The 23,266-nt window shown below is 69.4% G+C and carries 15 protein-coding genes, 1 tRNA gene and 1 pseudogene; 8 read left to right on the top strand and 9 right to left on the bottom strand.

Going from position 1 to position 23,266, the window contains the following annotated elements; genetic code table 11:
• The first annotated feature begins 78 nt into the window (after positions 1-78).
• Both EVJ50_RS08995 and EVJ50_RS08990 read left to right on the top strand, forming a co-directional pair.
• Positions 79-150: transfer RNA gene (locus EVJ50_RS08995), tRNA-Gly, on the top strand.
• Position 151: 1 nt separating this feature from the next.
• A complete protein-coding gene (locus EVJ50_RS08990; protein ID WP_150883559.1) occupies positions 152-1,114 on the top strand; it encodes a hypothetical protein in 963 nt (320 codons plus the stop codon).
• On the opposite strand, the gene EVJ50_RS08985 is transcribed toward EVJ50_RS08990, so the two are convergent.
• A complete protein-coding gene (locus tag EVJ50_RS08985; protein WP_150883558.1) occupies positions 1,093-1,635 on the bottom strand; it encodes a GNAT family N-acetyltransferase in 543 nt (180 codons plus the stop codon). The two genes, EVJ50_RS08990 and EVJ50_RS08985, sit on opposite strands and share 22 nt — an antisense overlap.
• A gap of 71 nt (positions 1,636-1,706) precedes the next feature.
• Here EVJ50_RS08985 and secA point away from each other — a divergent pair, with 71 nt between their 5' ends.
• Complete coding sequence (secA, locus tag EVJ50_RS08980; protein WP_150883557.1) at positions 1,707-4,562, top strand: preprotein translocase subunit SecA; 2,856 nt, start codon at positions 1,707-1,709, stop codon at positions 4,560-4,562.
• Here the strand turns inward: secA and EVJ50_RS14620 are convergent.
• From EVJ50_RS14620 to EVJ50_RS08960, 4 genes are read right to left on the bottom strand one after another with little or no spacing between them, the layout of a single operon-like run.
• The gene (locus EVJ50_RS14620) at positions 4,532-6,034 is read right to left on the bottom strand and encodes an ABC transporter ATP-binding protein (protein WP_191964725.1); all 1,503 of its coding nucleotides are present in this window, start codon (positions 6,032-6,034) and stop codon (positions 4,532-4,534) included. The genes secA and EVJ50_RS14620 overlap by 31 nt on opposite strands.
• Positions 6,024-6,827 (bottom strand): ABC transporter permease, encoded by an 804-nt coding sequence (locus EVJ50_RS08970; RefSeq protein WP_150883556.1) that lies wholly within the window; start codon positions 6,825-6,827, stop codon positions 6,024-6,026. The genes EVJ50_RS14620 and EVJ50_RS08970 overlap by 11 nt, the downstream gene beginning before the upstream one ends.
• A 32-nt stretch (positions 6,828-6,859) precedes the next feature.
• On the bottom strand, positions 6,860-7,600 hold the full coding sequence (gene cysE, locus EVJ50_RS08965; protein WP_150883555.1) for a serine O-acetyltransferase: 741 nt from the start codon (positions 7,598-7,600) through the stop codon (positions 6,860-6,862).
• Positions 7,600-8,601 (bottom strand): GntR family transcriptional regulator, encoded by a 1,002-nt coding sequence (locus EVJ50_RS08960; protein ID WP_150883554.1) that lies wholly within the window; start codon positions 8,599-8,601, stop codon positions 7,600-7,602. The genes cysE and EVJ50_RS08960 overlap by 1 nt, the downstream gene beginning before the upstream one ends.
• A gap of 214 nt (positions 8,602-8,815) precedes the next feature.
• Here EVJ50_RS08960 and EVJ50_RS08955 point away from each other — a divergent pair, with 214 nt between their 5' ends.
• From EVJ50_RS08955 to EVJ50_RS08940, 4 genes are read left to right on the top strand one after another with little or no spacing between them, the layout of a single operon-like run.
• Positions 8,816-13,174, top strand: a complete 4,359-nt coding sequence (locus EVJ50_RS08955; RefSeq protein ID WP_150883553.1) for a multicopper oxidase family protein — start codon at positions 8,816-8,818, stop codon at positions 13,172-13,174.
• 29 nt (positions 13,175-13,203) lie between these two features.
• The gene (locus tag EVJ50_RS08950; RefSeq protein ID WP_150883552.1) at positions 13,204-14,082 is read left to right on the top strand and encodes a DUF692 domain-containing protein; all 879 of its coding nucleotides are present in this window, start codon (positions 13,204-13,206) and stop codon (positions 14,080-14,082) included.
• A gap of 38 nt (positions 14,083-14,120) precedes the next feature.
• Positions 14,121-15,008: a putative DNA-binding domain-containing protein gene (locus tag EVJ50_RS08945; protein ID WP_150883551.1), complete on the top strand. Its 888-nt coding sequence runs from the start codon at positions 14,121-14,123 to the stop codon at positions 15,006-15,008.
• 32 nt (positions 15,009-15,040) lie between these two features.
• A complete protein-coding gene (locus tag EVJ50_RS08940) occupies positions 15,041-16,663 on the top strand; it encodes an FAD-dependent oxidoreductase (RefSeq protein WP_150883550.1) in 1,623 nt (540 codons plus the stop codon).
• On the opposite strand, the gene EVJ50_RS08935 is transcribed toward EVJ50_RS08940, so the two are convergent.
• A complete protein-coding gene (locus tag EVJ50_RS08935; protein WP_150883549.1) occupies positions 16,630-17,850 on the bottom strand; it encodes a VOC family protein in 1,221 nt (406 codons plus the stop codon). The genes EVJ50_RS08940 and EVJ50_RS08935 overlap by 34 nt on opposite strands.
• Positions 17,847-19,055 (bottom strand): hypothetical protein, encoded by a 1,209-nt coding sequence (locus tag EVJ50_RS08930; protein ID WP_150883548.1) that lies wholly within the window; start codon positions 19,053-19,055, stop codon positions 17,847-17,849. Before EVJ50_RS08930 ends, EVJ50_RS08935 begins: the two co-directional genes overlap by 4 nt.
• Before the next feature lie 44 nt (positions 19,056-19,099).
• Here EVJ50_RS08930 and EVJ50_RS08925 point away from each other — a divergent pair, with 44 nt between their 5' ends.
• The gene (locus tag EVJ50_RS08925; RefSeq protein ID WP_150883547.1) at positions 19,100-19,735 is read left to right on the top strand and encodes a Coq4 family protein; all 636 of its coding nucleotides are present in this window, start codon (positions 19,100-19,102) and stop codon (positions 19,733-19,735) included.
• Here the strand turns inward: EVJ50_RS08925 and EVJ50_RS08920 are convergent.
• Positions 19,713-20,417, bottom strand: coding sequence for a fumarylacetoacetate hydrolase family protein (locus EVJ50_RS08920; protein WP_150883546.1), 705 nt, complete (start codon positions 20,415-20,417; stop codon positions 19,713-19,715). The genes EVJ50_RS08925 and EVJ50_RS08920 overlap by 23 nt on opposite strands.
• Positions 20,414-23,208, bottom strand: a pseudogene (gene mutS, locus EVJ50_RS08915) (DNA mismatch repair protein MutS). The gene EVJ50_RS08920 and the pseudogene mutS overlap by 4 nt, the downstream one beginning before the upstream one ends.
• Between the last annotated feature and the right edge of the window lie 58 nt (positions 23,209-23,266).

Genomic DNA, 23,266 nt, shown 5'->3' with positions numbered 1-23,266 from the left:
GAGGTCGGCGCAGTCCTGCGGCCGACACCACCGAATCGGGTCGGTCTGAGTTCCCACAGCCCCTGATCACCGGTTCCCGCGGATGTAGCTCAGTGGTAGAGCATCTCCTTGCCAAGGAGAGGGTCGAGAGTTCGAATCTCTTCATCCGCTTGTGATTCCCCCCCGTCACTGGGTTCTGCACCTGGGACAGGAGAAGACCGGTTCCACTGCTCTTCAGCAGCAGCTGGTGGCCTGCCGGGATGCCCTTCTGGCCACCGGTGTGCTGCTTCCCCGCTCCCTCGGGCGGGCCAACCAGCGCAAGCTGCCGTTTCTGGCGCTCCGCGAGGAGTGCCGGGAGACTCGGGTCATGGCCTGTCTCTACCCCGAGCTGGCGGCCCAGGCGAGCCTCGCGGAGGCCCAGCGGGTCTGTGAACAGGTGGTGGCGGCCGAGCTCGCCGCTGATCAGCAGTCCCAGGCCGTGCTCGTGAGTTCCGAACACCTCTCCAGCCGCCTGGTGGATCGGGCGGCCGTGGCTCGGCTGGCAGCCGTGCTCCAGCGACTGGGGGCCCGATCGGTGCAGCTGGTGATCTACCTGCGCGAGCAGATCGGGCTGGCTCTGGCCCGCCATTCCATGGAGGTGCTGTCGGGCCGGACGGAGGCCTTCAGCCCCGCACCCACTCCCGAGCTGGATGCGCGGCGGTTGCTGGCGCCCTGGGAGGCCGTGTTCGGCTCCGGTGCCTTGCGGGTCCGCACCTATGGAGCCGGCCATCTGATCGACGGTGATGTGATCGCCGATTTCGCCAGCACGGCGGGCTTCCCCGTGCTGGCCACTGCCGCGACACCCGTCCCTGCGCGCGTCAACCGCTCCCTGGATGCGGATGGTCTGGCCCTGGTGCGGCTGATCAACACAGCCATGCCCCTGTTCGTGAACGGTGGGGTGAATGCGACCCGGCAGCAGGCGATCGCTCTGATCGGGCAGCGCTTCTGTGATGGCCCCCCGCTCAGGCCTCCGCCGGGAATGGCCTCCGCCTTCCTGGAGGCGTACCAGGAGAGCAACGCCTGGGTCGACCGCCACCACGGCACCCACCTGGTGGAGGCGCTGGCCGCGGCCGCTCAGCGGGGTTCCAGCCACTGACGCTTGCGCACCAGCAGCTGCTGGCTGTCGGCGCTGCGAAAGCCCAGCTGCCGGTAGAAGCCGCTGCTGTTGGTCGTCATCAGGTACACCCGTTCGCAGCCGCTGAGAGCGGGTGTTTCCAGGAGCGTTTCCACCAGGCGGCGGCCGATCCCCACCCCCTGCAGGTCCGTGGCCACCACCACATCCCAGAGCACGGCCCGGAACACGCCGTCGCTGCTGGCCCGGCCGAACCCCACGAGCCGTTTGCCCTGCCAGGCGCTCACCGCCACCGTGCTCCCCGCCAGCAGCCGCCGCAGCTGGGGTCGGCTGCGTCCGGCGGCCCAGAAGCTGTGTTGATCGAGCAACCGCTGCAGCTTCCACAGGCCCCGTGTGGGTCTGAGATCCGGCCCGAGCCCGAGCCACCGCAGGCCGGGGGCTCCGGGCGCGTGCCTCAGGAGGCGGATGGTCGGCGCCGCGGTGGGTTCCGGCTGTGGGGTCAGCCTCGGATGCACCTGAGTTTCAGGGCCATGAACGGCTCTCATGATCGGATTCCACGGCCGGCGGCCCCGGACACCCTCGGTAGGGTGATCGGAACGATGAACGGCGCCTCTCCATGCTCAAGCTGCTGCTGGGTGATCCCAATGCCCGCAAGCTGAAGCGCTACCAGCCGATCGTTTCCGACATCAACATCCTCGAGGAGGACATCGCACCCCTCTCCGACGACGATCTGCGCCGCCGCACCGCCGGTTTCCGCGAGCAGCTGGAGAAGGCCGGCAGCCTGGAGAAGCAGCGCGATCTGCTCGACGAGCTCCTTCCCGAAGCCTTTGCCGTGGTGCGGGAGGCAGGCCGCCGTGTGCTCGGCATGCGCCACTTCGATGTGCAGCTGCTGGGCGGCATGGTGCTGCACGAAGGCCAGATCGCCGAGATGAAGACCGGCGAGGGCAAGACCCTCGTGGCCACCCTCCCCAGCTACCTCAATGCCCTCACCGGCCGCGGCGTGCACGTGGTGACGGTGAACGACTACTTGGCCCGCCGCGACGCCGAGTGGATGGGGCAGGTGCACCGCTTCCTCGGCCTCTCCGTGGGGCTGATCCAGCAGTCGATGAGCCCGGCCGAGCGGCGCCGCAACTACGGCTGCGACATCACCTACGCCACCAACAGCGAGCTGGGCTTCGACTATCTGCGCGACAACATGGCCACCGACCTGGCCGAGGTGGTGCAGCGTGATCCCTACTTCTGCGTGATCGACGAGGTGGATTCGATCCTGATCGATGAGGCCCGCACCCCCCTGATCATCTCCGGCCAGGTGGAGCGGCCCCAGGAGAAATACCAGCAGGCCGCCGCCATCGCCGCCGCCCTGGAGCGGGCCGCCGAGATGGGCAAGGACGGCGTCGACCCCGAGGGCGATTACGAAGTCGATGAGAAGCAGCGCAATGTGACCCTCACCGATGAGGGTTACGCCCGGGCCGAGCAGATGCTCGGGGTGAGCGATCTGTTCGATCCGGCCGATCCCTGGGCCCACTACATCACCAACGCCCTCAAGGCCAAGGAGCTGTTCCTCAAGGATGTGAACTACATCGTTCGCGGCGGCGAGGCCGTGATCGTGGATGAGTTCACCGGTCGCGTCATGCCCGGCCGTCGCTGGAGCGACGGCCAGCACCAGGCCATCGAGGCCAAGGAGAGCCTGGCGATCCAGCCCGAGACCCAGACCCTGGCCAGCATCACCTATCAGAACTTCTTCCTGCTCTACCCGCGTCTGGCGGGCATGACCGGCACCGCCAAGACGGAAGAGGTGGAGTTCGAGAAGACCTACAAGCTCCAGGTCACCGTGGTGCCCACCAACCGCACCCGCCGCCGTGAGGATCTGGTGGATCAGGTGTACAAGAGTGAAACCGCCAAATGGCGGGCTGTGGCGGCCGAAACGGCCGAGGTGCACCGCGCGGGCCGTCCGGTGCTGGTGGGCACCACCAGCGTGGAGAAATCGGAGCTGCTCAGCTCTCTGCTGGCCGAACAATCCATCCCCCACAACCTGCTCAACGCCAAACCTGAGAACGTGGAGCGGGAGGCCGAGATCGTGGCCCAGGCCGGCCGGGCCGGCGCCGTGACCATCGCCACCAACATGGCCGGCCGCGGCACCGACATCATCCTCGGCGGCAACAGCGACTACATGGCCCGCCTCAAGCTGCGCGAGGTGCTGCTGCCCCGCCTGGTGCGGCCGGAGGACGGCCACCGGCCGCCGGTGCCGCTGCAGCGGAGCAACCAGGGCGGTGGCGGCTTCGCCGCGGGCGGGGCCGGCGGTCAGGGCAAGGGCGGCACCGCCCCGAGCGAGGCGCGTGCCATCGGTGCTCTCTATCCCTGCGCCCTCAGCGACGACACCGATGAGGCACTGGGCGAACTGGCCCGGCAGCTGGTGAGCAGCTGGGGCGACCGCAGCCTCACGGTGCTCGAGCTGGAGGACCGCATCGCCCAGGCGGCCGAGAAGGCCCCCACCGACGATCCGGACATCGCCAGGCTGCGGGAGCAGATCGCCGCGGTTAGGAAGGAATACGACGAGGTGGTGACCCAGGAGGAGGAGCGGGTGCGCGAGGCCGGCGGCCTGCACGTGATCGGCACCGAGCGCCATGAATCGCGCCGGGTCGACAACCAGCTGCGCGGCCGTGCCGGCCGCCAGGGCGACCCGGGCAGCACCCGTTTCTTCCTATCCCTCGAGGACAACCTGCTGCGCATCTTCGGTGGCGAGCGGGTGGCCGGTCTGATGAATGCCTTCCGGGTGGAGGAGGACATGCCGATCGAATCCGGCATGCTCACCCGCTCGCTCGAGGGGGCCCAGAAGAAGGTGGAGACCTACTACTACGACATCCGCAAGCAGGTGTTCGAGTACGACGAGGTGATGAACAACCAGCGCAAGGCCGTGTACGCCGAGCGCCGGCGGGTTCTGGATGGCCGCGAGCTCAAGAAGCAGGTGATCGGCTACGGCGAGCGCACCATGGACGACATCGTGGAGGCCTACGTGAATCCCGATCTGCCGCCCGAGGAGTGGGATCTCACTCAGCTGGTGGGCAAGGTGAAGCAGTTCGTGTCGCTGCTGGCCGATCTCACGCCCGAGCAGGTGCAGGGTCTGAGCATGGAGGAGCTCAAGGCCTTCCTGCAGGAGCAGTTGCGCAATGCCTACGACCTCAAGGAGAGCCAGATCGATCAGATGCGGCCTGGCCTGATGCGGGAGGCGGAGCGCTTCTTCATCCTCCAGCAGATCGATACCCTCTGGCGCGAGCACCTCCAGGCCATGGATGCCCTGCGGGAATCGGTGGGCCTGCGCGGCTACGGCCAGAAGGATCCCCTGATCGAATACAAGAACGAGGGCTACGACATGTTCCTCGACATGATGACCAACATGCGCCGCAACGTGATCTATTCGATGTTCATGTTCCAGCCCCAGATTCAGCCGTCCAGCCAGCCGGTCACCGCCTGAGCCAGGCCGCCGGGGCCGGAGAGGCTGGGCTCAGGGTCTGCCTGATGCCTGTTCCTCATGGTGGGCAGACATTCCCAGACGTCCTCCTCGGGGGGGGATTGCGTGAGATCACAGAGGCCAAAGCTGGTTTTCACCCCGTCGTTCAGCTGCACCCGCATCGCCAGGGCATCGGTGATGCGGTGCACGTAATCACCGGTGCGGCGTGGCCCCTCCCAGATGCTCGCACTGAGGAAATAGAAGCCTGGCTGAAGCGCCCCGGTGAATCGGAATTCCAGCCAGCCCGTCCCGGACCCCTGCCGCACCAGGGCGGCGAAGTCCCGGCTGGACCCGGTCTCGTCTGCTGCTGCGGCCTCGCTCCAGATCTGGCCGGTGAGACGGATGCCACCGGTGTCCGTCAGCCGGCAGGCGAAACGCGGCTCCCGCAGGGGCTTGTCGATCGAATACCGGATCCACACCCGGAATGGCATGCCAAACGGCAGGCTGTCGCAGGGGTTTCCTGCGGCATCACGCACCTCCAGCGCTTCGATCCGGGCCCCCCGGCTCGGATACTCCACTCTCGAGCGGGACACAAGCCCCTCGATGCCACTGGCCGCCGGGCGCCGGCTGTCCAGGCTGCCGGCATCGTCTTCAGGGTTGCCGGCAGCCGTGCCGGCCCCGGCCGGGGTGCCGACTGCGGTCGTGTCGTGCGGCGGCAGCTCCCGGTCCCAGACGTCGTCCGGGCTGCCGCTCAATCGTTGATAGATGTCGGTGACCTCTTTGGGATCGCCCAGCAGCCGTTGCCGGCCCCGGTGCAGCAGCAGGGCCAGATCGCAATGGTTCACGATCTGGGGGCAGCTGTGGGTCACCAGCAGGATCGAGGTGCCGCTGGCCTTGAGCTGTTCCAGCCGTGCATAGCACTTGCGCTGGAACAGCTCGTCGCCCACGGCCAGCGCCTCATCCACCACCAGCACTTCGGGATCGGTGTTGGCCTGCACGGAGAAGGCCAGCCGCACCGCCATGCCGCTGGAGTAGGTCTTCACCGGTTGGTGGATGAAGTCCCCGATGTCGGCGAAGGCGATGATCGCCTCCAGGCGCGCCTCGATCTCCTGACGGCTCATGCCCAGCAGGGTGCCGTTGATGAAGATGTTTTCCAGCCCGGTGAAATCCGGATCAAAGCCGCTACCCAGCTCCAGCAGGGCGCCGATCCGGCCGCTGGTGTGGACCGTGCCGGCGCTCGGTGTGAGGGTGCCGCAGATCAGCTGCAGCAGGGTGCTCTTGCCCGAGCCGTTGCGGCCCACCACGCCCAGGGTGCGACCCCGGCCGAGTCGGAACTGCACGTTGCGCAGAGCCCAGAACTCCCGGTAGCGGCGCCGGCCTCCCGGTAGCAGTCCCTGAAGCAGGCGATCGCGTGGGTGGTTGTAGATGCGATAGCCCTTGCTCAGTGCCTCCACGGCCACCGCATCGGGCGGCGTGGTCTCGGATTCAAAGGACATCGGCAAAGCCGCGTCGGGCCCGCTGGAAGCTTCGGAAACCAAGCTCGCAGAACACCAGCGCCAGCACGCTGCCCCCCAGGAGATAGAGCCCGCTCGGGGCCAGCCCGCTCACCGAGACCCGTCGGGTCTGCTCGATGACCGTCACCAGCGGGTTCAGGGCCAGGAGGGGCTGCCAACGTTCCGGCAGAGCGCTGAGGGGATAGAAGACGGCACTGAGGAAGATCAGCATGCTCGTGAGCACCCCCACCACCTGGCCCACGTCGCGAAGAAACACGCCAAGGGCGCTGAGCAGCCACGACACCCCCAGACAACCGAGAACGAGGGGCAACCAGACGAGAGGCAGCCAGAGCATGGTGACCGGCAGGCTGCGCACCGCCGCCAGGTTGAACAGGGCCAGAACCACCAGGCCCGTGAGGGCGTGGAAGGCTGCGGCGGCCACACTCACCGCGGTGAGGATTTCGAGGGGAAAGATCACCCGCGTCACGTAGTTGGGATTGGAGAGCACCAGCTCCGGTGCCCGGTTCACGCTTTCGGAGAACAGGTTGAAGACGATCAGCCCGGCGAAGAGATTGATCGCAAAGCCCAGGGGGCCTGCCTCGTCGAGATCTCCCCAACGGGCCTGGAACACCTGTGAGAACACGAAGGTGTACACCGCCAGCATCAGCAGCGGCGTGATGAAACTCCAGCCCCAGCCGAGCACCGAGCCCCGGTAGCGGCCCAGCACCTCCCGGTGGGTGAGCCGCCACCACAGCTCCCGGTGCCTCCAGAGTGCAGCGGGAAAGCGCAGACGCATCAAGCCGTGATCGCTGAGGGAGCGTACGTGCTTCAGGAGCCACCGAGGAATTCGATGATCTCCCGATCCTTCAGGTTCTGGGCCTCACCGGTGCAGCAGTCGCTCAGGGGTTCACCCGCCGCCACCAGGTTGAGGCAGCCCTGCAGCCGGTTCACCTCGTTCTCCAGATGATCGATCCGCTCCATCAGGTTGCGGATCACGTTGGCCTCCGCATCGGGCAGGGCCGAGTGGGCTAGCGGATTCACCCGCACGCCCGACTGATGGATCACCCGGCCCGGGATGCCCACCACGGTGCAGTCGGGTTCCACATCGCGCAGCACCACCGAGCCGGCCCCGATGCGGGTGTTGGCCCCAACCCGGATCGCGCCCAGCACCTTGGACCCGGCGCCCACAACCACATTGGTGCCCAGGGTGGGGTGGCGCTTGCCGTGCTCCTTGCCGGTGCCTCCCAGGGTCACGCCCTGGTACAGCAGGCAGCGGTCGCCCACCTCGGCCGTCTCGCCGATCACCACGCCCATGCCGTGATCGATGAACACCCCCTCGCCGATGCGGGCGCCGGGGTGGATCTCGATGCCGGTGAAGGCACGGCCCAGCTGGCTGAGCAACCGCGGTAGCAGTGGCACACCGCGGCGCCAGAGCCGGTGGCTGAGGCGATGCAGCATCAGGGCGTGCAGCCCCGGGTAGCAGAGAAGGATCTCCAGCACCCCCTTGGCGGCGGGATCCCGCTCCCGTACGAGGCGGAGATCGCGCCGGATGCTGCGCAGGGCACCCATCAGGAGGCGGCCACCGGCGAGGGCAGTCCGATCTCCTTGCGAAGCAGGTCGATCGTGGAGGCTCCGAGGTAGCTCTGGGCGCAGTGCACCTGTGGGAGGCGCATCAACTGGGAGCGGTTCGCCCGCAGGCTCTGCTCCACCAGGGGCAGGCTGGGTCGGTCGCAGAGCACGTGGCTGCTGGCGCGCAGCAGGGCCAGCAGCCGGCTGCCCACCTCCGGTGTGGCGGTCATCAGCAGCAGTTCATTCCCGCGCATGCTGTGCAGGATCACCTCGGCCGCCCGCAGCACGCCGGGGCTGATGCTCACCAGGCCCACGCAGCTGCCGGCCCGCAGTTCCTTGAGCAGATCCAGCTCGTGGCGGAAATCGTTCAAATCCACCGCCACGGCCCGCACGCCGTGGCGCCGGGCCAGCTCCTCCACCGGTTGCAGGAAGTAGCGGCTGGTCACCACCGTGCCGTTGCTGGAACTCTCCAGCACCGACTCCAGCTCCTCCAGGGGCACCACCTCCACCGGCACATCCAGCGAGGGTTCGAGGTCTTCAGCGATCAGCAGCGAGGCACCGATGTCTTCCCTCGGGGTGCTCACCAGCACGCGGGCGCCGCAGCGCAGGCGCCAGTCGATCTCACGGGTGAGGAGCTCGCGCGCCTGCTGCAGGGTGCAGCCGGCGCGCAGCAGGCCGTCCACGCACTGGCGCACCTCCCGGTCGATGTCGGTCACCGCCTTCTGCCGCGGCCCCGGCGCCGGCCTCAGATCGCGCTGACTCTGCTGATCGCGCACATAGATGCCCGATCCGGCCATCGCCTCCACCACGCCGTCGTTCTCCAGCTGGCGGTACACCTTGCTGATGGTGTTGCGGTGCAGACCCGTCTGCATCGCCAGCTGGCGCGTGCTCGGCAGGCGGTGGCCGGGAGGGAAATGCCTGGCCGCAATCGCGAAACAGATCTGGTTGTACAGCTGGGTCGAGGCCGGTATGTCGCTTTCCTGCTGGATGTGGAATCGCACGCCGGTGGGCCAGGTGGAATTCCGGCCACCTTAAGGAGCAGGCCCACGCAAGACAATCGCGCTGCTGGCATAGGGGCGTGTGCCGGCTGAATGGGGCGGCCACTGGCCTGGGGGCGCTGGCGACGCTGCCCCCACCGAACCTGGAAAAAACCGTGCACCGTGCGCGAGCTCTGCGGCCCCGGCTGCACGGTGTCCACAGTGGTGTTGCGCCGGCATGTCCTTCAACTATGTGGTGGGTGGGCTCTATCCCATCCGTGAGGACGGCTCCCCCAACATCGTTCTCTCCGGTGGTCTGAGGTTCGATCCCGCCACGCGGGCGGTGTCCGGCGGTACGGGCCTGCAGGACCTGGAGACCGACCTGACCATCACCACCCGGCCCGTGTGGGTGCCCGGCATCGCGGAGTTCGTCGAGCAGTGGCTCGGGGCGGGCCTCAGCGACAAGACCTCGCCCCAGTCGCTCTTCAGCCGGCTCCTCAGCACGATGGTGGGGAATCCGGGCAAACCGCTCTCGGACGGCACCGGCAAGTGGACCACTCAGGCCCGCCAGGAGACCATCAACACCCTGGCCCTGATCGGCTACGTGGGTCCCGGGGCCGGCGAGGGCCAGAACGCCGATGCCTTCTGGACCTCGCCGGGCGAGGTCACGGACCCGCTGCTGGCGGATCTGCGCAACATCGATAACTACCGTCCCGATCTGCTCTGGGGTGCATTCGCGGGCGGCGACACGGTGATTTCCGACTACGACGTCGATGCGCTGCTGGAGAACCTGGCGGCCCTCGATGAGAACCGTGCCACGACGCTGCTCTGGTATCCGGCTCTTCTGTACACCTACGGCACCGATCAGAGCACCAGCTATCCGGGCCCGGTCCTGATGCTGCAGCCCGGGGAGAACCTGGTGCTCAACTTCTCCAACGACATCGCCATCCCCGGCCTGACGCTGGAGCAGGCCCAGCAGGCCACCCTGGTGGCCAACAACCGGCCGGGCAACAGCGCCAGCGAGGGCCTGGCGGCCTCCACCTCCACCAACTTCCACGGCCACGGCACCCACACCACGCCGGGTGGCTTCGGCGACAACGTGGTCAGTCGCTACACGGTCGGCCAGGACTGGACCACGACCCTTGACCTGCCCATCGATCACGGACAGGGGTCCTACTGGTACCACCCCCATTACCACCCGTCGGTCAACCAGCAGGTCTACGGCGGTCAGTCGGGATTCATGCAGATCGGTGATCCCCTGAGCAAGGTGCCCGGCTTCGAGAACGCTCCGCGGAATCTGGCGGTTCTCAAGACGATGGATCTCTCCGTCGAGGGGAGTGAACTGCAGCTCGACGGTTACCAGAGCCTCGGCAAACTCGCCAACGACATGACGGCGGTGACCGTCAACGGCGCCTTCCAGCCCACCTCAAGCGGAGATCAGGGCGGCTGGCAGTCGCTCACGCTCAGCAATCAGAGCAACCAGGCCTTCTACAACGTTCAGCTCTCCCACACCGATCCGGTCTCCGGGGAGCGCAGTGCACTGCCGTTGTGGATCTACGGAGAGGACGGGCATCAGTACCCCCAGATCCGGCGGGCGCAGGGAGCGCTGGGATCGCTGGGAAGTCCGGTGTCCGATTACAGCCAGAAGCAGGATCTGGTGAGCCTGGCACCTGGCAAGCGGGTGGATGTGCTCGTGTATCTGCCCGAGGGTCGGGCCGATCTGGAATCGATCTATTCCTTCAACGCGGATGGTCAGACGTTCTCGATCGCCAACATGGGCGCCTATCCCGATTACAGCGCTGCGTTCGGCGAGACCGGAAAGTCCTTCGGTTCGCTGGCCAGTTTCGATGTCACTGCAGACGTCCCAGGTCTGGATGCTGCGGCCCAGGCCGATGTCATCGCCTCCACCAACAGCAGGATTCCGGTGCAGGAGATCTCCCCCGATACCGTTCCGGAGGATTACGACACCAGCGCCGTCCCGAGCGTGAATCTGTTCGAGGAGGATGCCAGTGGCGATCCCCTCTGGGATCCGGTCCGCGGCCGCTCCTTCAGCTGGGCCAAGAACACCCTTGTCGGAGATCCTGACGAGTGGGATCCCGCCACTCAGCAGCTCCTGGCCGCTGAGAATCCCGACTACCAGCGCTACCGGGGGCTGACGCTGGCGGGCGGGGGCGAGCTCGAGAACTGGCTCGGCTATGAGAACCCCTTCCTGATCAATGATCACGTCTTTCCGTACGCACCGCTGGTGGTGAGCCAGCTGGGCACGATGGAGGAGTGGACGCTGATCAACTACAGCGTGAACGCGCCGGACAAATACATCGGCCACCCGTTCCACATTCACATCAACGACTACCAGACCCGCAACAGCGATACCGAATTGCCCGACAAGCGCAATCTCGAGGATGTGACCATGGTCAACTCCTCCGGTTACGCCTACTTCGATTTCACCACCGGCGAGGTGCTGCGCAAGGACCCGGTTCAGGGGGATCTGATCACCATCGACGAGGCGATCAATCCAGAGTCGCAGGAGGCCTACAGCTCGCTGGCCACCTGGGGGGCCAACACCCAGACGATACGCATGCTGTTCCAGGATTACCTGGGCACCTATGTGTTCCACTGCCACATCCTTCCCCACGAGGACGCGGGGATGATGCAGGCGATCACGGTGATCGACAACACCGACTCGAGCTGGATTCTGCCGGCCGATGCCCTGCCCGCCCGGCGCAGCGGCGATGGCGTCTGGTCCACCGATGTTGTGCTCGCCGATGGCTTTCTGCCCAGAGCCCTCAGCTGGGACGCTGCCGCCGCTGCCGTGCCGCTGCGCGGCCACACCGGTGACGTGTCGGGCGATTTTGTGCAGGAGGTGCTGATCAGCTCCAGCGGTGATGGCTCGGTGCGCATCTTCGATGGTGCGGCCCTGCTGGAGGGTCGGTCCCAGCAGCTGGGCTCCCTCACCCCCTACGGCGGCACCGACCTGGCCCCCTGGGCCTTCATGGATGACGTGACCGGCGACAAGACCCGGGATCTGCTCACCGCCGGCTTCAGCGCCGCCGATGGCGATTCGGTGCAGCTCCAGGACCTCACCCTCAAGGGCTGGACCTCACCGAACAACGGCGCCGACTGGGATCAGATCTTCCAGGTGGACCCGTTCGACTTCATCGGCAGCACCGAGGGAGCCCTGGCTCCGGCAGCCGGGCTGCGGGCCGATCAGGTGAGCGTCACCGCCGGCGACTTCAACCTCGACAACTTCAACGATGTGGTGGTGGCCTATGCCACCACCACGGGCGGTGCCCGGATCACGGTGCTGGACGGCGCCGCCCTCAGCCTCAGCCTCCAGACCGGACAGTTCGAGGGGGGCTACTTCCCCGATCAGGCCCTGCTGGCCGACGCGATCATCGATCACCCCTCCCTTGCGGGTGCCGACCGGCTCAGCCTCACGGCGGGCTTCAACCTCTACGGCCAGATCGCGCTGGAGAACATGCTGCTCACCAGCCAGGACGGTGATACCGCCACCACCCTCACCCTGCAGCTGGAGGCCGGCCACTTCATCGCCACCGCCGAGGATCTGGGCAGCAAGGAGGCAAGCTCCGGCCACGGCGACAGCGGTCACGGCGGCGGTCACAGCCATGGCGGAGCGGTGAGTTTCCCGGGCGATGTGCATGTCGCTGATCTGCAGCCCGGCCAGCTCTTTCCGGTGCATCTGGTCGATCTGAACTCGGTGGAGGCACGCGTTGATGGGGACGGGGCCGCGGACGTGAGCGTGACCCCCGTCTTCGGAGGGGCCGGGGCCAACGGCGGCGTCCTGGTGGAGGGCAGTGAGGGAGGTGCTCGCTTCGTGGTGGCCCAGGGCAATGGGTTCAACGGCAACGACCGCACCAGCCAGGACTGGCTCGCCTCCGCTGATCAGCTCCCCACCAGCCTGGACGGTCTGCCGTTGGTGGACGAGCAGGACCTGCTGGGCATCGGGCAGAAGAATCCCTCCACCCTCGAGGGGCAGTTCAACCTGGTCAACACAGCCCTCGTTGCCTATGGCGGCCTTCTGCCGGACCCCAGTCGGGCAGCCTTCTGGGTGGGTGATGGCCTGCAGACGCGAGGCCTGAGCGACTTCGAACTGGCCTCCGCGCTGCTCGAGAGTCCTGGGGAGCAGGCCCTGGTGGCGGCCCACTTCGGCGGTTCGCTCGACAGCCTCAGCGTTGAGAGCATCCTTCAGACCACTGCGGAGACCCTCTGGGGCCGTCGTGCCACGGAGGAGGAAATCCGCTTCTGGGAGGCGCAGGTGGCCGATGGTCTCTCCCGCCACCGCCTGCCGATGGCGGTGCTCCAGAGCACCGATGGTGAGGATGCCTTCCGGCTGGCCTTCCTCTCCAATGCCGCCCAGTGGAGCAACGCCCAATGGGCGTTTTCCGCCAACATCTCTGGCAGCACGGGCCTCGGCCTCACGGCTGACCCGCAACGCTTCACGCTGATCAGCAGCCAGGTGCTCTCGAACGGCGCTTTCTCCGGGATGGAGGAGGCCCAGTCGGCCTTTGACGAGCAGAGTGAGGCCTGGCTCGCGCTGCTCAACGGCACCGAGATCTCGAACAGCGGCTTTTTCTGATCAGCCTTCCGCTCCCGTGATCCCACCCCATGCTCAGCACCCTCCCCCCTCTGTCCACGCGTCTGCCCCGCGCATCAGCGGGACTGAATCTCTGCCACGAGAACGCCGAAGCCCTCTGGCGTGAGCGTCCGCCCCTCGATTTCCTGCAGGTCCACCCCGAACACCTGATCCAGGAGGAAGGAGGGGCCTACCGCGACCAGCTCGACGATCTCCGCCACGCCTACCCGATCACCCTGCACGGCTTCGGGCTCTCCCTCGGCTCCTGCGCTCCGCTGGATCGCGACTACCTGGCGCTGGTGCGACGCCTGCTGGAGGAGCACCCCGAGGCGGTGTTCTCGGACCACGTGTCCTGGAGCTCCCTCTCCCACCACCACTTCCACGACCTGCTGCCCCTGGTGCTCAGTGAGGAGACGCTCGCCTACATGGCCGAGCGTGTGGAGCAGGTTCAGGAGGCCATCGGCCAGCCGCTGCTGCTGGAAAACATCAGCAGTTATGTGCGCTTCCGCGAGTCGACCATGGGCGAAGCCGACTTCATCAATGCCCTCACCCGTCGCACCGGGGCCTATGTCCTCCTGGATGTGAACAACCTCTGGGCGAACGCGATGAACTTCGGCGAGGACTCCGAGGCCGTGTTGCTGAGCTACCGGCAGGACAGCGTGCGTGGCTACCACCTGGCGGGCTGCACCCGGGAACAGGGCGGTGCCGGCGATGTGTACATCGACTACCACGGCGAGGCGGTGCACGAACCGGTGTGGGAGCTCTACCGCACGGCCCTTCGCCATTTCGGGCCCTGGCCGACCTTGCTGGAGTGGGAGAACAACGTGCCGCCGCTGCAGCGGACCCTGCAGGAGGTGGGACGGATCCGCGCCTGCCTCGACGCCCTCGCCCCCGTGCCCGCAGCGCCCTGACGCTCCTCGTCCCATTTCTTCGCTCCGCTGCTCCGCCGATGAAGTCGCCCCAGCTCCTGCGCCTCCAGCAGCAGTTCCTCAAGAGCCTCCACAGCCGGCCCACCCCCTGGCTGCTCGAGCAGATCCAGCCCGCCCAGGGGTTCGCCGCGCCGGACGAGGTGCTGGGCATCTACCTGCACCGGGCCATGGCCCGCACGGTGGACCCGTTGCACGACGTTTTCCGGAGCTTGCGCTGGTTCCTGGGCACCGACCCGTTCGAGGGGCTGCTGGAGCGCTTCTACGCCTCCTCCCCCGGTGAGCCGCTCAATGCTCAGGTGCTGGCCAGCGAATTCGCCGGTCACCTCGCCGGACTCGATGCAGCAGCCCTGGCCGAGCTGAAGGTGGATCCGGCTCTGCTGCCGGGAGGCCTCAGCCTGCCCCAGGCCCTGGTGGCCGCGGCCCTGCTCGACTGGCGCTGCCTCTGGACCAGCCAGGCCCCGAGCCGCCGCGCGGACACGGCCGCCGAGCTGATCCACCGCCTGCAGCACCATTCCAGCCTCTGGGCCCGCCCGCGGCTCGACCGGGGCAGTCGCCTCTGCGATTCCGGCGTGGATCTGGCCCGGGTATGCGCCCTGGTGGAGGCCGGCGCCCCCCGCCAGGTGCTCCCCCTGGTGGAGCCCGGTTGCGGCGGCGCCGTGGCCACCTTCCTGATCCACGCCGGCCCGGATCATGCGGTGCAGGTGCGCCGTCTGGCCGCCGATGAGGCCCGCCTGCTCAACCACTGCGACGGCACCCACACCATCGCCTCCCTCACCCACGAGGCCTCCTTCCACGGGCAGTCGGCCGAGGCCACCCTGGCTCTGGTGAAGGGGCTGATCGAGGAGGGGGTGATCGTGGAACTGCAGGAACGCCTGGAGGCTCCTCCGGTCGAAGCGAAGTCGTCCTGAGTTCGCCCGTGGTCACCTGAGGTCATCGCCCCATGCGTCCATCCAGCCCTCCCGCTGATCTTGAGCCCACCCTGGCCGGCCTGCTGGCGGGGGTGACCTCCCACCTGGGCGAGGCGCAGGCTCTGGAGCTGCTGCGCCACCTGGGTGGGCATCCCACGGATGTGGATTCCGGCGCCCCGCCGGATCTGCCGGCCCCGGCCGATCCCGAAAGGACGGTGGTGGTGGTGGGTGCGGGCATCGCCGGCCTGGTGCTCGCCCACGAGCTGGCCGAACGGGGTCAGCGGGTGGAGCTCTGGGAGGCGGCGGATCGCCCCGGCGGCCGCAACCTCACCGTGCGCCCCGGCGATGCGATCGAGGAGGTGGGCCACGCTCCCCAGATCTGCGCCCTGCCGGAGGGGGCCTATTTCAATGCCGGGCCCGGCCGCATCTCCCACCACCACCGGGCTGTGCTGCACTACTGCCGCCGCTTCCGGCTCACGCTGCGGCCCTACCTGACCCTCAACCGGGGCGCCCTGCTGCACCGCTGGCTGCCCGAGGTCGATCGGGATGTGGTGGTGCGCAACCGGCAGGTGCAGTTCGACGGCCAGGGCCGCCTGGCCGAGCTGGTGGCCAAGGCCGGCCCCTGGCTGGAGCCGGAGGCCGGCCTCACGCCGGAGCTGGCCGAGGCCTGCCGCGACTGGCTGCGGGAGACCTGCGAGCTCCAGATCGATCCCGGATCGGGCCGGGCCCGCTACCGGGGCTCCGGCCGGCAGGGCTATGCCGTGCCCCGCGGCGGCCCGGACGAGCCCGGCGAGCCCCAGGCCTCCCTCTCGCTCGAGCAGATCCTCGGCCTGCGCCTCTGGCTCGATGATCCGCGCCGCAGTCCGGATGTGATCGACGAGCAGCTCAGCATGTTCGAGCTGGAGGGCGGCAACGACGGCCTCGTGGAGGCCCTGGTGTCTCGCCTGGGCGATCGGCTCCGCCTCGGGCGGCGGCTCACCGCCGTGCGGCGGCTGCCCGATGGCGGTGTGGCCCTGGAGGCCGAAGAGCGGCAGGGTGGTTCGGTGCGGTCGTTGTGCTGCGAGGCGGCCCGGGTGGTGCTGGCCCTGCAGCCCCAGGCGATGGGAGGGCTGGAGCTGGATCTGCCCGATCCGATCCTCGAGGGACTCGCCGATCTGCCGGCCCGCTTCGCGGTGAAGGTGGGCGGCTGGATGCGCCGTCGCTTCTGGGAGGAGGACCTGGCGATCTACGGCGGCATCAGCTTCACCAACCTGCCGATCCAGCAGATCTGGTATCCCAACAACGGCTTCCACGACCCGCACGGCGGCCTGCTGGTGATGGCCTACGCCGCCCTCGCCCACGGGGAAGCCCTGGGGGCCCTGTCGCCGCCGCTGCGCTGCCGGGCGGCGGTGGAGCTGGCCTGCCACGTGCATCCCGAGATCCGCGAAGCCCTCGATCCCGCCAGCCTGCTCACCATCGCCTGGCAGCACGTGCCCCACATCCGCAGCCCCTGGGTCGCCTGGACGCCGGAGCGCTACCAGCGCTGGTTCCGGCGGCTCAGCGCCCCCTGCGGTCCGATCGCCTTCGCCGGCGACTGGTGCAGCCACCTGCCGGCCTGGCAGGAGGGGGCGATCCGTTCGGCCTACGCCCTGCTGCCCTGGGCGCTGTCCGCCTGAGGCCGGCCGGCCAGGGCGGTCACGTTGGTGGGCAGGAAGAAGCCCTTGAACGACCCGAACAGCTGGATGTACTCGGTGGTGAAGCCGGCCTCCTCGCTGCGGGCCGAGAAGATCTGCCGCAGGCCCGTCTCGCCGTTGGAGCCGATCGGGTCCCCCGCGAAGGGGTGCCCGGCGGCGCGGCGGCTCGCCACCAGCCGGTCCAGCTCCCAGGGCGGACCGGCCGCTGCGCCGTCGGCCGGCTCCGGTTCCATCACCCGGTAAGCCACGTGGTGCAGCCCGGCGCCGTGCTCCGCCACGAATCGCTCGAAGCCCATGGCGCTCACCCCGCTCACCCGCTCCAGCAGGGCGGGCACGCTGTTGGCCCCGATCACCAGCGGCGGGAAGTGGTCCTCACCGGCATGGGCCGCCGGCACGCGCAGGATGTTGGAGGTGAAGTTGGCTGTGGGCAGCGGGTAGATCGTCCAGAGGTCGTAGGGGCTCTCCAGCACACGGCTGAGCAGGGTCAGCTCCAGGTCCTGGCTGTGGGTGCGCAGCCCCAGATGGTCGATGCCCCGCAGCGTGGCCACCGCCGCTGCCGGGGCGTCTGCGCTGGCATGCGGCTCCGCGGCGGTCGGGGCTGGGCCTCGCTCCAGCAGCTCGCGCAGGCTGCGCCGGGCGTCCATGAAGCCGAGGCTGGTTCCCGTCGCCCGGCCGGTCGGGCTCCAGAGGGTGGCGTCGGGGTCGAAGTCCGCACGCCAGCCGGCGCCGGAGCAGGCTCCCGCCCCGCCCAGGCCGCTGCGGTAGTCCCGCATCGCCGCCAGATCCTCCAGCCGCAGCAGTTCGCCCAGATAGCGGCCGCCCCCGCCCGCGCCCCCGGCACCTGCACCGTGGCGCGGCTCGCCGTAGAGCATCAGGGGCAGCTCGCCGTCGGTGGCCAGCAGCGGCGAGGCGTTGGCGAAGGCATGCCAGAGGTGCCCGGCCCCCTGCACCGTCCAGCACCAGCGGTAGGGCCCCAGGGCCTCGAGGCTGTGGCGCACGGCGTTGAGCCCCCCCGGCCGGCAGAGGAACACCAGAGCGGCGATGCCGCGGCAGGCCTGCAGGGGGAAGTGGCGGCGCTTGTGCTTGCGCACCTGCTGCAGCTGTCCGGCGAAGGCGGCGGAGCGCACCTCCACACCCTCGACGGGCGGAACCAGGGCGGAGTGGGTCATGGGGCGTCAGGTCGCAGCAGGTCGGGGATCACGGCCCGCCGCCAGAGCCGCTGGAGCAGCAGCAGCAGCGGCAGGCAGAGCAGCAGGAAGGCCGTCGCCATGGCCTGCGGTTCCGGCCAGGCGGGGCCGGAGAGGCCGCCGGCCAGGCCCTCCAGGCTGCTGTAGAGCCAGGGACCCAGGGAGAGGGGCAGGGTCATCAGCAGGATGGTGATCACGTTGGCCCACTGCCGGCTGGCCGCGTCGGGCCACTGGGCGATGAACTGTCCGGGCGCGAACGACAGGGGCAGGCCGATCAGCCCCACCAGGGCCACCAGCAGGATCAGGCCCGACGCTGCTCCCTGGCTCGGCACGGCCATCACCCCCGCCAGCACGAGCAGGGGCAGCCAGAGCAGCAGCAGGCCCGACTGGGTGGCCTCGAGGCGGCGCGGCACCACGCCGGCGGCCAGTCCCGCCAGGGCGAAGGGCACGGTGAACACCAGGCTCAGGCTCAGGGCGCCGCCGTGGCCCGGCTGCCGGGCCGAGATCAGGATCAGGGCCAGGGCGTAGACGCCTCGTCCGATCAGGATCAGGAGGGCATCGGCCAGGGCCGTGAGCCGGGCCGCCGGCGGCAGGCGCGGTGCCCGCGGCGGCAGCCCCTGCAGCCGCGCGTCGGTCGGCACAAGCCCCGGTGCCAGCAGGCAGGCGGTCAGGGCGATCAGGGTCAGGGCCCAGAACAGGACCACTGCGTTGCCGCCCACCAGCAGCAGCAGGCTGCCCAGCAGCGGCAGCAGCACCAACGCCAGACGGATCAGGTTGATGTTGAGGGTGAACAGCCGCACCCGCTCAGCGGGGCTGACGCTGAGGCCCGAGAGCACGAACTGGCCCAGAGGCACCACCAGGCCATAGGCCAGGCCGATCACCCCCCGCAGTGGCAGGGGTGCCCACTCGAGCGCGGTCAGGGCCAGCAGGGCGTTGGCCAGCGCCATCACGCCGAAACCCCAGCGCAGCACCGTGCGCAGCCGTCGTCCCCGCAGCAGCAGCGGACCGGCCACCAGGGTCAGACAGGAGAGCACCACGGTGGTGCTCTGGAAGGCGTTGAAGCCTGCTCCGGCGTGCCGCAGGTGCTCGGTGATCTCCTCACGCGCCACCAGCGGCAGCACCGCGTTGGCGTTGGCCGCCACCGTGATCGTGGCGGCGGCCAGGGCCCTGGAGGTGTGGGAGGGCATGGGCTGGACCGGCGCTCGTAGCGTTGTGCCGCTGCAACGACACCATGGATCTGTCCGGCTTCGTCCGCTACATGGAGTCGCCCGGAGATGCAGCCGACAACGCCTCGATCAGCCGCTTCTTCCAGGAGCGGGGGGTGCAGGCCCAGATGCTGGAGGCCGTGATGGGCGACGACCGGGTCGCCTCCCTGGTGGCCGAGCGCTACGCGCCGGCCCCCCACGAGACCGATGTGCTGCTGGCCATGCCGGAGGGCAGCCTCGGCCGGGCCTACGCCCGCTTCCTGGAGGTGCACCACTTCAACCCGCACTTCTTTCATGGCGTGGAGGGGGAGAGCGATCTGGCCTACGTGCTGAATCGCCTGCGCGCCACCCACGACATCTGGCACGTGCTGCTGGGGTTCGATGCCAGCGAGGCGGGCGAGTGCGGCATGAACGCCTTCACCTTCGCCCAGGCCTGCACGCCCACCACCTGCCTGCTGATGGCGGCCAAGATGATCCGCGCCATTCCCGATGAACCGGCAGAGCGCCGCCGGCTGCTGCAGGCGATCGCCGATGGCATCAACCTCGGCCTGCGGGCCCCCGGCTTCCTCGGCTGGCGCTGGGAGGAGCACTGGAGCGAGCCGCTGGCCGATCTGCGGGATCGCCTCGGGCTGAGAGCCCTCACCCCGGCGATGGCGGACTGAGGGCCTGCACCGGGTTCACCAGCCGCCCGAGTCCCTCGATCTCCGTGATCAGCTCATCGCCGGGCTTCAGAAACCGCTTCGGTTCACGGGTGAAGCCCGAGCCGGGGAAGGTGCCGCAGAAGATCAGATCGCCCGGCTGCAGCCTCAGCACCTGGCTCAGCTGCCACACCACCGCCTCCGGCGGGTGGATGTACTCGCTCAGGCGGCCCTGCTGCACCACCGTGCCGTTGAGCCGGCAGCACAGCTCCCGGTCCAGATCCAGAGGGCCCGGCTCCCTGGCCTTGAGCTGCTTGAGGCTGTAGGGGCCGAATCCGGGGAAGGATTTCCCCTTCACCCACTGACCGCCGCCGCGGCGCTGCCACCAGCGGTCGGACACGTCGTTGCCGACGCCCCAGGCCTCGATCACCGCTCCGGCCGCGGCGATCTTCGGCAGCTGGAAGGCGGGTGTGCCGATTCGCAGCACCAGCTCCGCCTCCCAGTCCACCTGTCGGTTGATCGGGGTGATCGGGATCGGGCTGGTGGCTCCGCTCAGGCTGGAGTCCGCCTTGCCGGCCACCAGCGGCCAACCGTCGGGCTCCTGACCGGGCGGCCAGGAGCCCGACGCAGCCTCCGCGGCGCCGGAGGGCGGGCTGGCCATGATCGGCAGATCGGGGTGGTTGCGCCCGAGACAGAAGATGGTCATGCCCGCCCGGCGTCGGCTTCGATCCTGCCGAGAACCTGGCGGGCCCGCTGCACCACCGATGGCGGCACCCCGGCCAGCCGGGCCGCCTCGATGCCGTAGCTGCGGCTCGCCCCGCCTGGAACCACCCGGTGGGGGAAGAGCAGATCCTCCCCGGTCTCCTCCACCAGCACCTGGAAGTTGGCGGCGTTGCCGAGCTCGCCCGCCAGGGCGTTGAGCTCGTGGTAATGGGTGGCGAAGATCGTGCGGGAGCGCAGGCTGCCGGCCAGGTGCTCGGCCACGGCCCAGGCGATCGAGAGACCGTCGAAGGTGGCGGTGCCGCGCCCGATCTCATCGAGCAGCACCAGCGAGCGATCGCCGGCGTGCTGGAGGATGTTGGCCGTCTCGGCCATCTCCACCATGAAGGTGGACTGGCCGGCCGCCAGGTCATCCACCGCCCCGACCCGGGTGAAGATTCGGTCCGCCAGGCCCAGCCGGGCCCGGCGTGCCGGGATCCAGCTGCCCATCTGGGCCATCAGCTGCAGCAGCCCGGTCTGGCGCAGGTAGCAGCTCTTGCCGCTGGCGTTGGGCCCGGTGAGGATCACTAGGTCGGTGCCCTCCCCCAGAGCCACATCGTTGGCAGTGAAGCGCTCCTCCACCAGCAGCTGCTCCACCACCGGGTGCCGGCCCGCCTCGATGCAGATCTCGCGCCCCTCGCTCAGCTCCGGCCGGCAGTAGTCCCCCGTGGCGGCCACCTCGGCCAGACCGGCCAGGGCATCGAGGGCCGCCACCCGCCGGGCGGCGTCGCGGATGGGCTCGGCCTGCTCGCCCACCCGGGCCCGCAGCGCCAGCACGAGCTCGTATTCCCGCTGGGCCGCCCGGGCCCGCAGCTGCAGGATCGCTCCCTCCCGGGCCTTGAGCTCCGGCGTCACGAAGCGCTCCTCACTGGCCAGCGTCTGGCGGCGGATCCAGTGCTCGGGCACCTCGCGGGCCCGGGCCCGGCTCACCGCCAGGAAGTAGCCGAAGGTGCGGTGGTACTGCAGGCGCAGGTTGGGGTTGCCGCTGGCGCTGCGCTCGGCCCGCTCCTGCTGGCTCAGCCAGGCCTGCTGGTCATCGAGGCGGTTGCGCAGCCCGTCGAGGAGGGGGTCGACCCCGTCGAGGATCAGTCCGCCCTCGCTCAGGCTCAGGGGCGGCTCCGGCATCAGGGTGCCCCGGATCGACGCCGCCAGTGCCGTCAGCTCCGGATCGCTGTGCTGGAGCGCGGCCAGGGGGGCGCTGCTGCAGCCGGCGCTGTGCTCGGCCAGCTGGGGCAGGCGCTCGATGCCATCGGCCAGGGCGATCAGGTCACGGGGGGAGGCGGTGCCGGCCCCGGCCCGGCCGGCCAGGCGCTCCAGATCTCCCATCGCCCGCAGCAGGCGGCGCAGCGCCAGCCGCCGGGACCGGCTCTCCACCAGCTCCCCGATGGCGTTCTGGCGCTGGCGGATCGGCTCCAGCTGCCGCAGCGGCTCCTCCAGCCAGCGGCGCAGGCAGCGCCCCCCCATGGCCGTGAGCGTGCGGTCCAGGGCCCAGAGCAGGGATCCCTGGAACAGGCCGTCGCGCTGGGTGCGGGTCAGCTCCAGGTTGCGGCGGGTCTGGGCATCGAGCACCAGGTGCGCGTCGCTGTGCTGCAGCCGTGGCCGGTCGAGGGGCAGCCGGTCCGGCGCGGGTGCGGCCGCCGCTCCCTCCGCCTCGGGGCGGGCTGGGTGTCGTTGATGTAGGCCAGCAGGCCGCCGGCGGCCCGCTCCGCCAGGGGCACCTCCGTCAGCCCCAGCCCCTCCAGGCTGCGGAGCTGGTAACGCTGCCGCAGCAGGGCCCGGGCCTGGGCCGTCTCGAAGGGGCTGCGGGCCGTGGGAGTGATCTGCAGGGCCTCGGGGCACCAGGCCGGGCGGGTCACCGCGGCGTCGCCGGCAGCGCCCTCGCCGGCTGCGTCGTCGGGCAGCACCAGCTCGGCCGCCTCCAGCTGCAGCAGGGCCTGGTTGAGCGGGCCGCTGCCGCGGCCCTGGCTCACGCGGAACTCGCCGGTGCTCACATCGGCCACCGCCAGGCCCCAGTCGGCCTCCTGCAGCACCACGGCGCAGAGCCAGTTGTTGCGCCGGGCGCTGAGCATCCCCTCCTCGATCACCGTGCCGGGGGTCAGCACGCGGGTGATGCCCCGCCGCAGCAGGCTGCCCCGGCTGGGGGTGGTCTCGAGCTGATCGCACAGGGCCACGCTGTGACCGCGCCGGATCAGCTCGCCGCAGTAGCGGTCGGCGGCGTGATGGGGCAGGCCCGCCATCGGCACCCGGCCGATCTGGCGGCCGCCCTCCTTCCCTGTGAGGGTCAGCTCCAGCACCCGCGACACGGTGATCGCATCCTCGAAGAAGCACTCGAAGAAGTCGCCGAGCCGGTAGAGCAGCAGCCGCTCCGGATGGGCGGCCTTGAGCTCCACGTAGTGCCGCAGCATCGGCGTGAGGGCGCTGCGGTCCGGCAGGGCGTGGTGGTGCCAGCGCGGGCGGTCGTCGTCGCCCGCTTCATTGCCCGCTGTATCGCCCGCCGCGTCGCTCTGTGCCTCGCTCCGGGGCTCGCTCTCCTGCGGGGGCTCCTGGGCTCCGGCGCTGCCGCCGGCCGGGCGACGGGGCCGCACCGCCGCGTCCTCGATCAGGTCCTGATCGTCTCCGGGGGCCGGATCGTCAGCGGCCGGAAGCGGCAGCGCCGTCTGCTGCTCGGCCTCCTCAGGTCCACCGAACAGGCTTCCCTGCAGCGCCTGGGACTGCACCGGCATGGAGGCGGCTTCCATCCACAGGCTGCGGATCGTAGGCCTGGCGGATGCGGGAGCCCGACAACATGTGACGGAA

The sequence above is a fragment of the Synechococcus sp. RSCCF101 genome, assembly GCF_008807075.1.
Taxonomy (GTDB): Bacteria; Cyanobacteriota; Cyanobacteriia; order PCC-6307; family Cyanobiaceae; genus RSCCF101.
The sequence above is the reverse complement of the archived record's forward strand: the minus strand, read 5'-3'. Positions and strand labels throughout refer to the sequence as shown.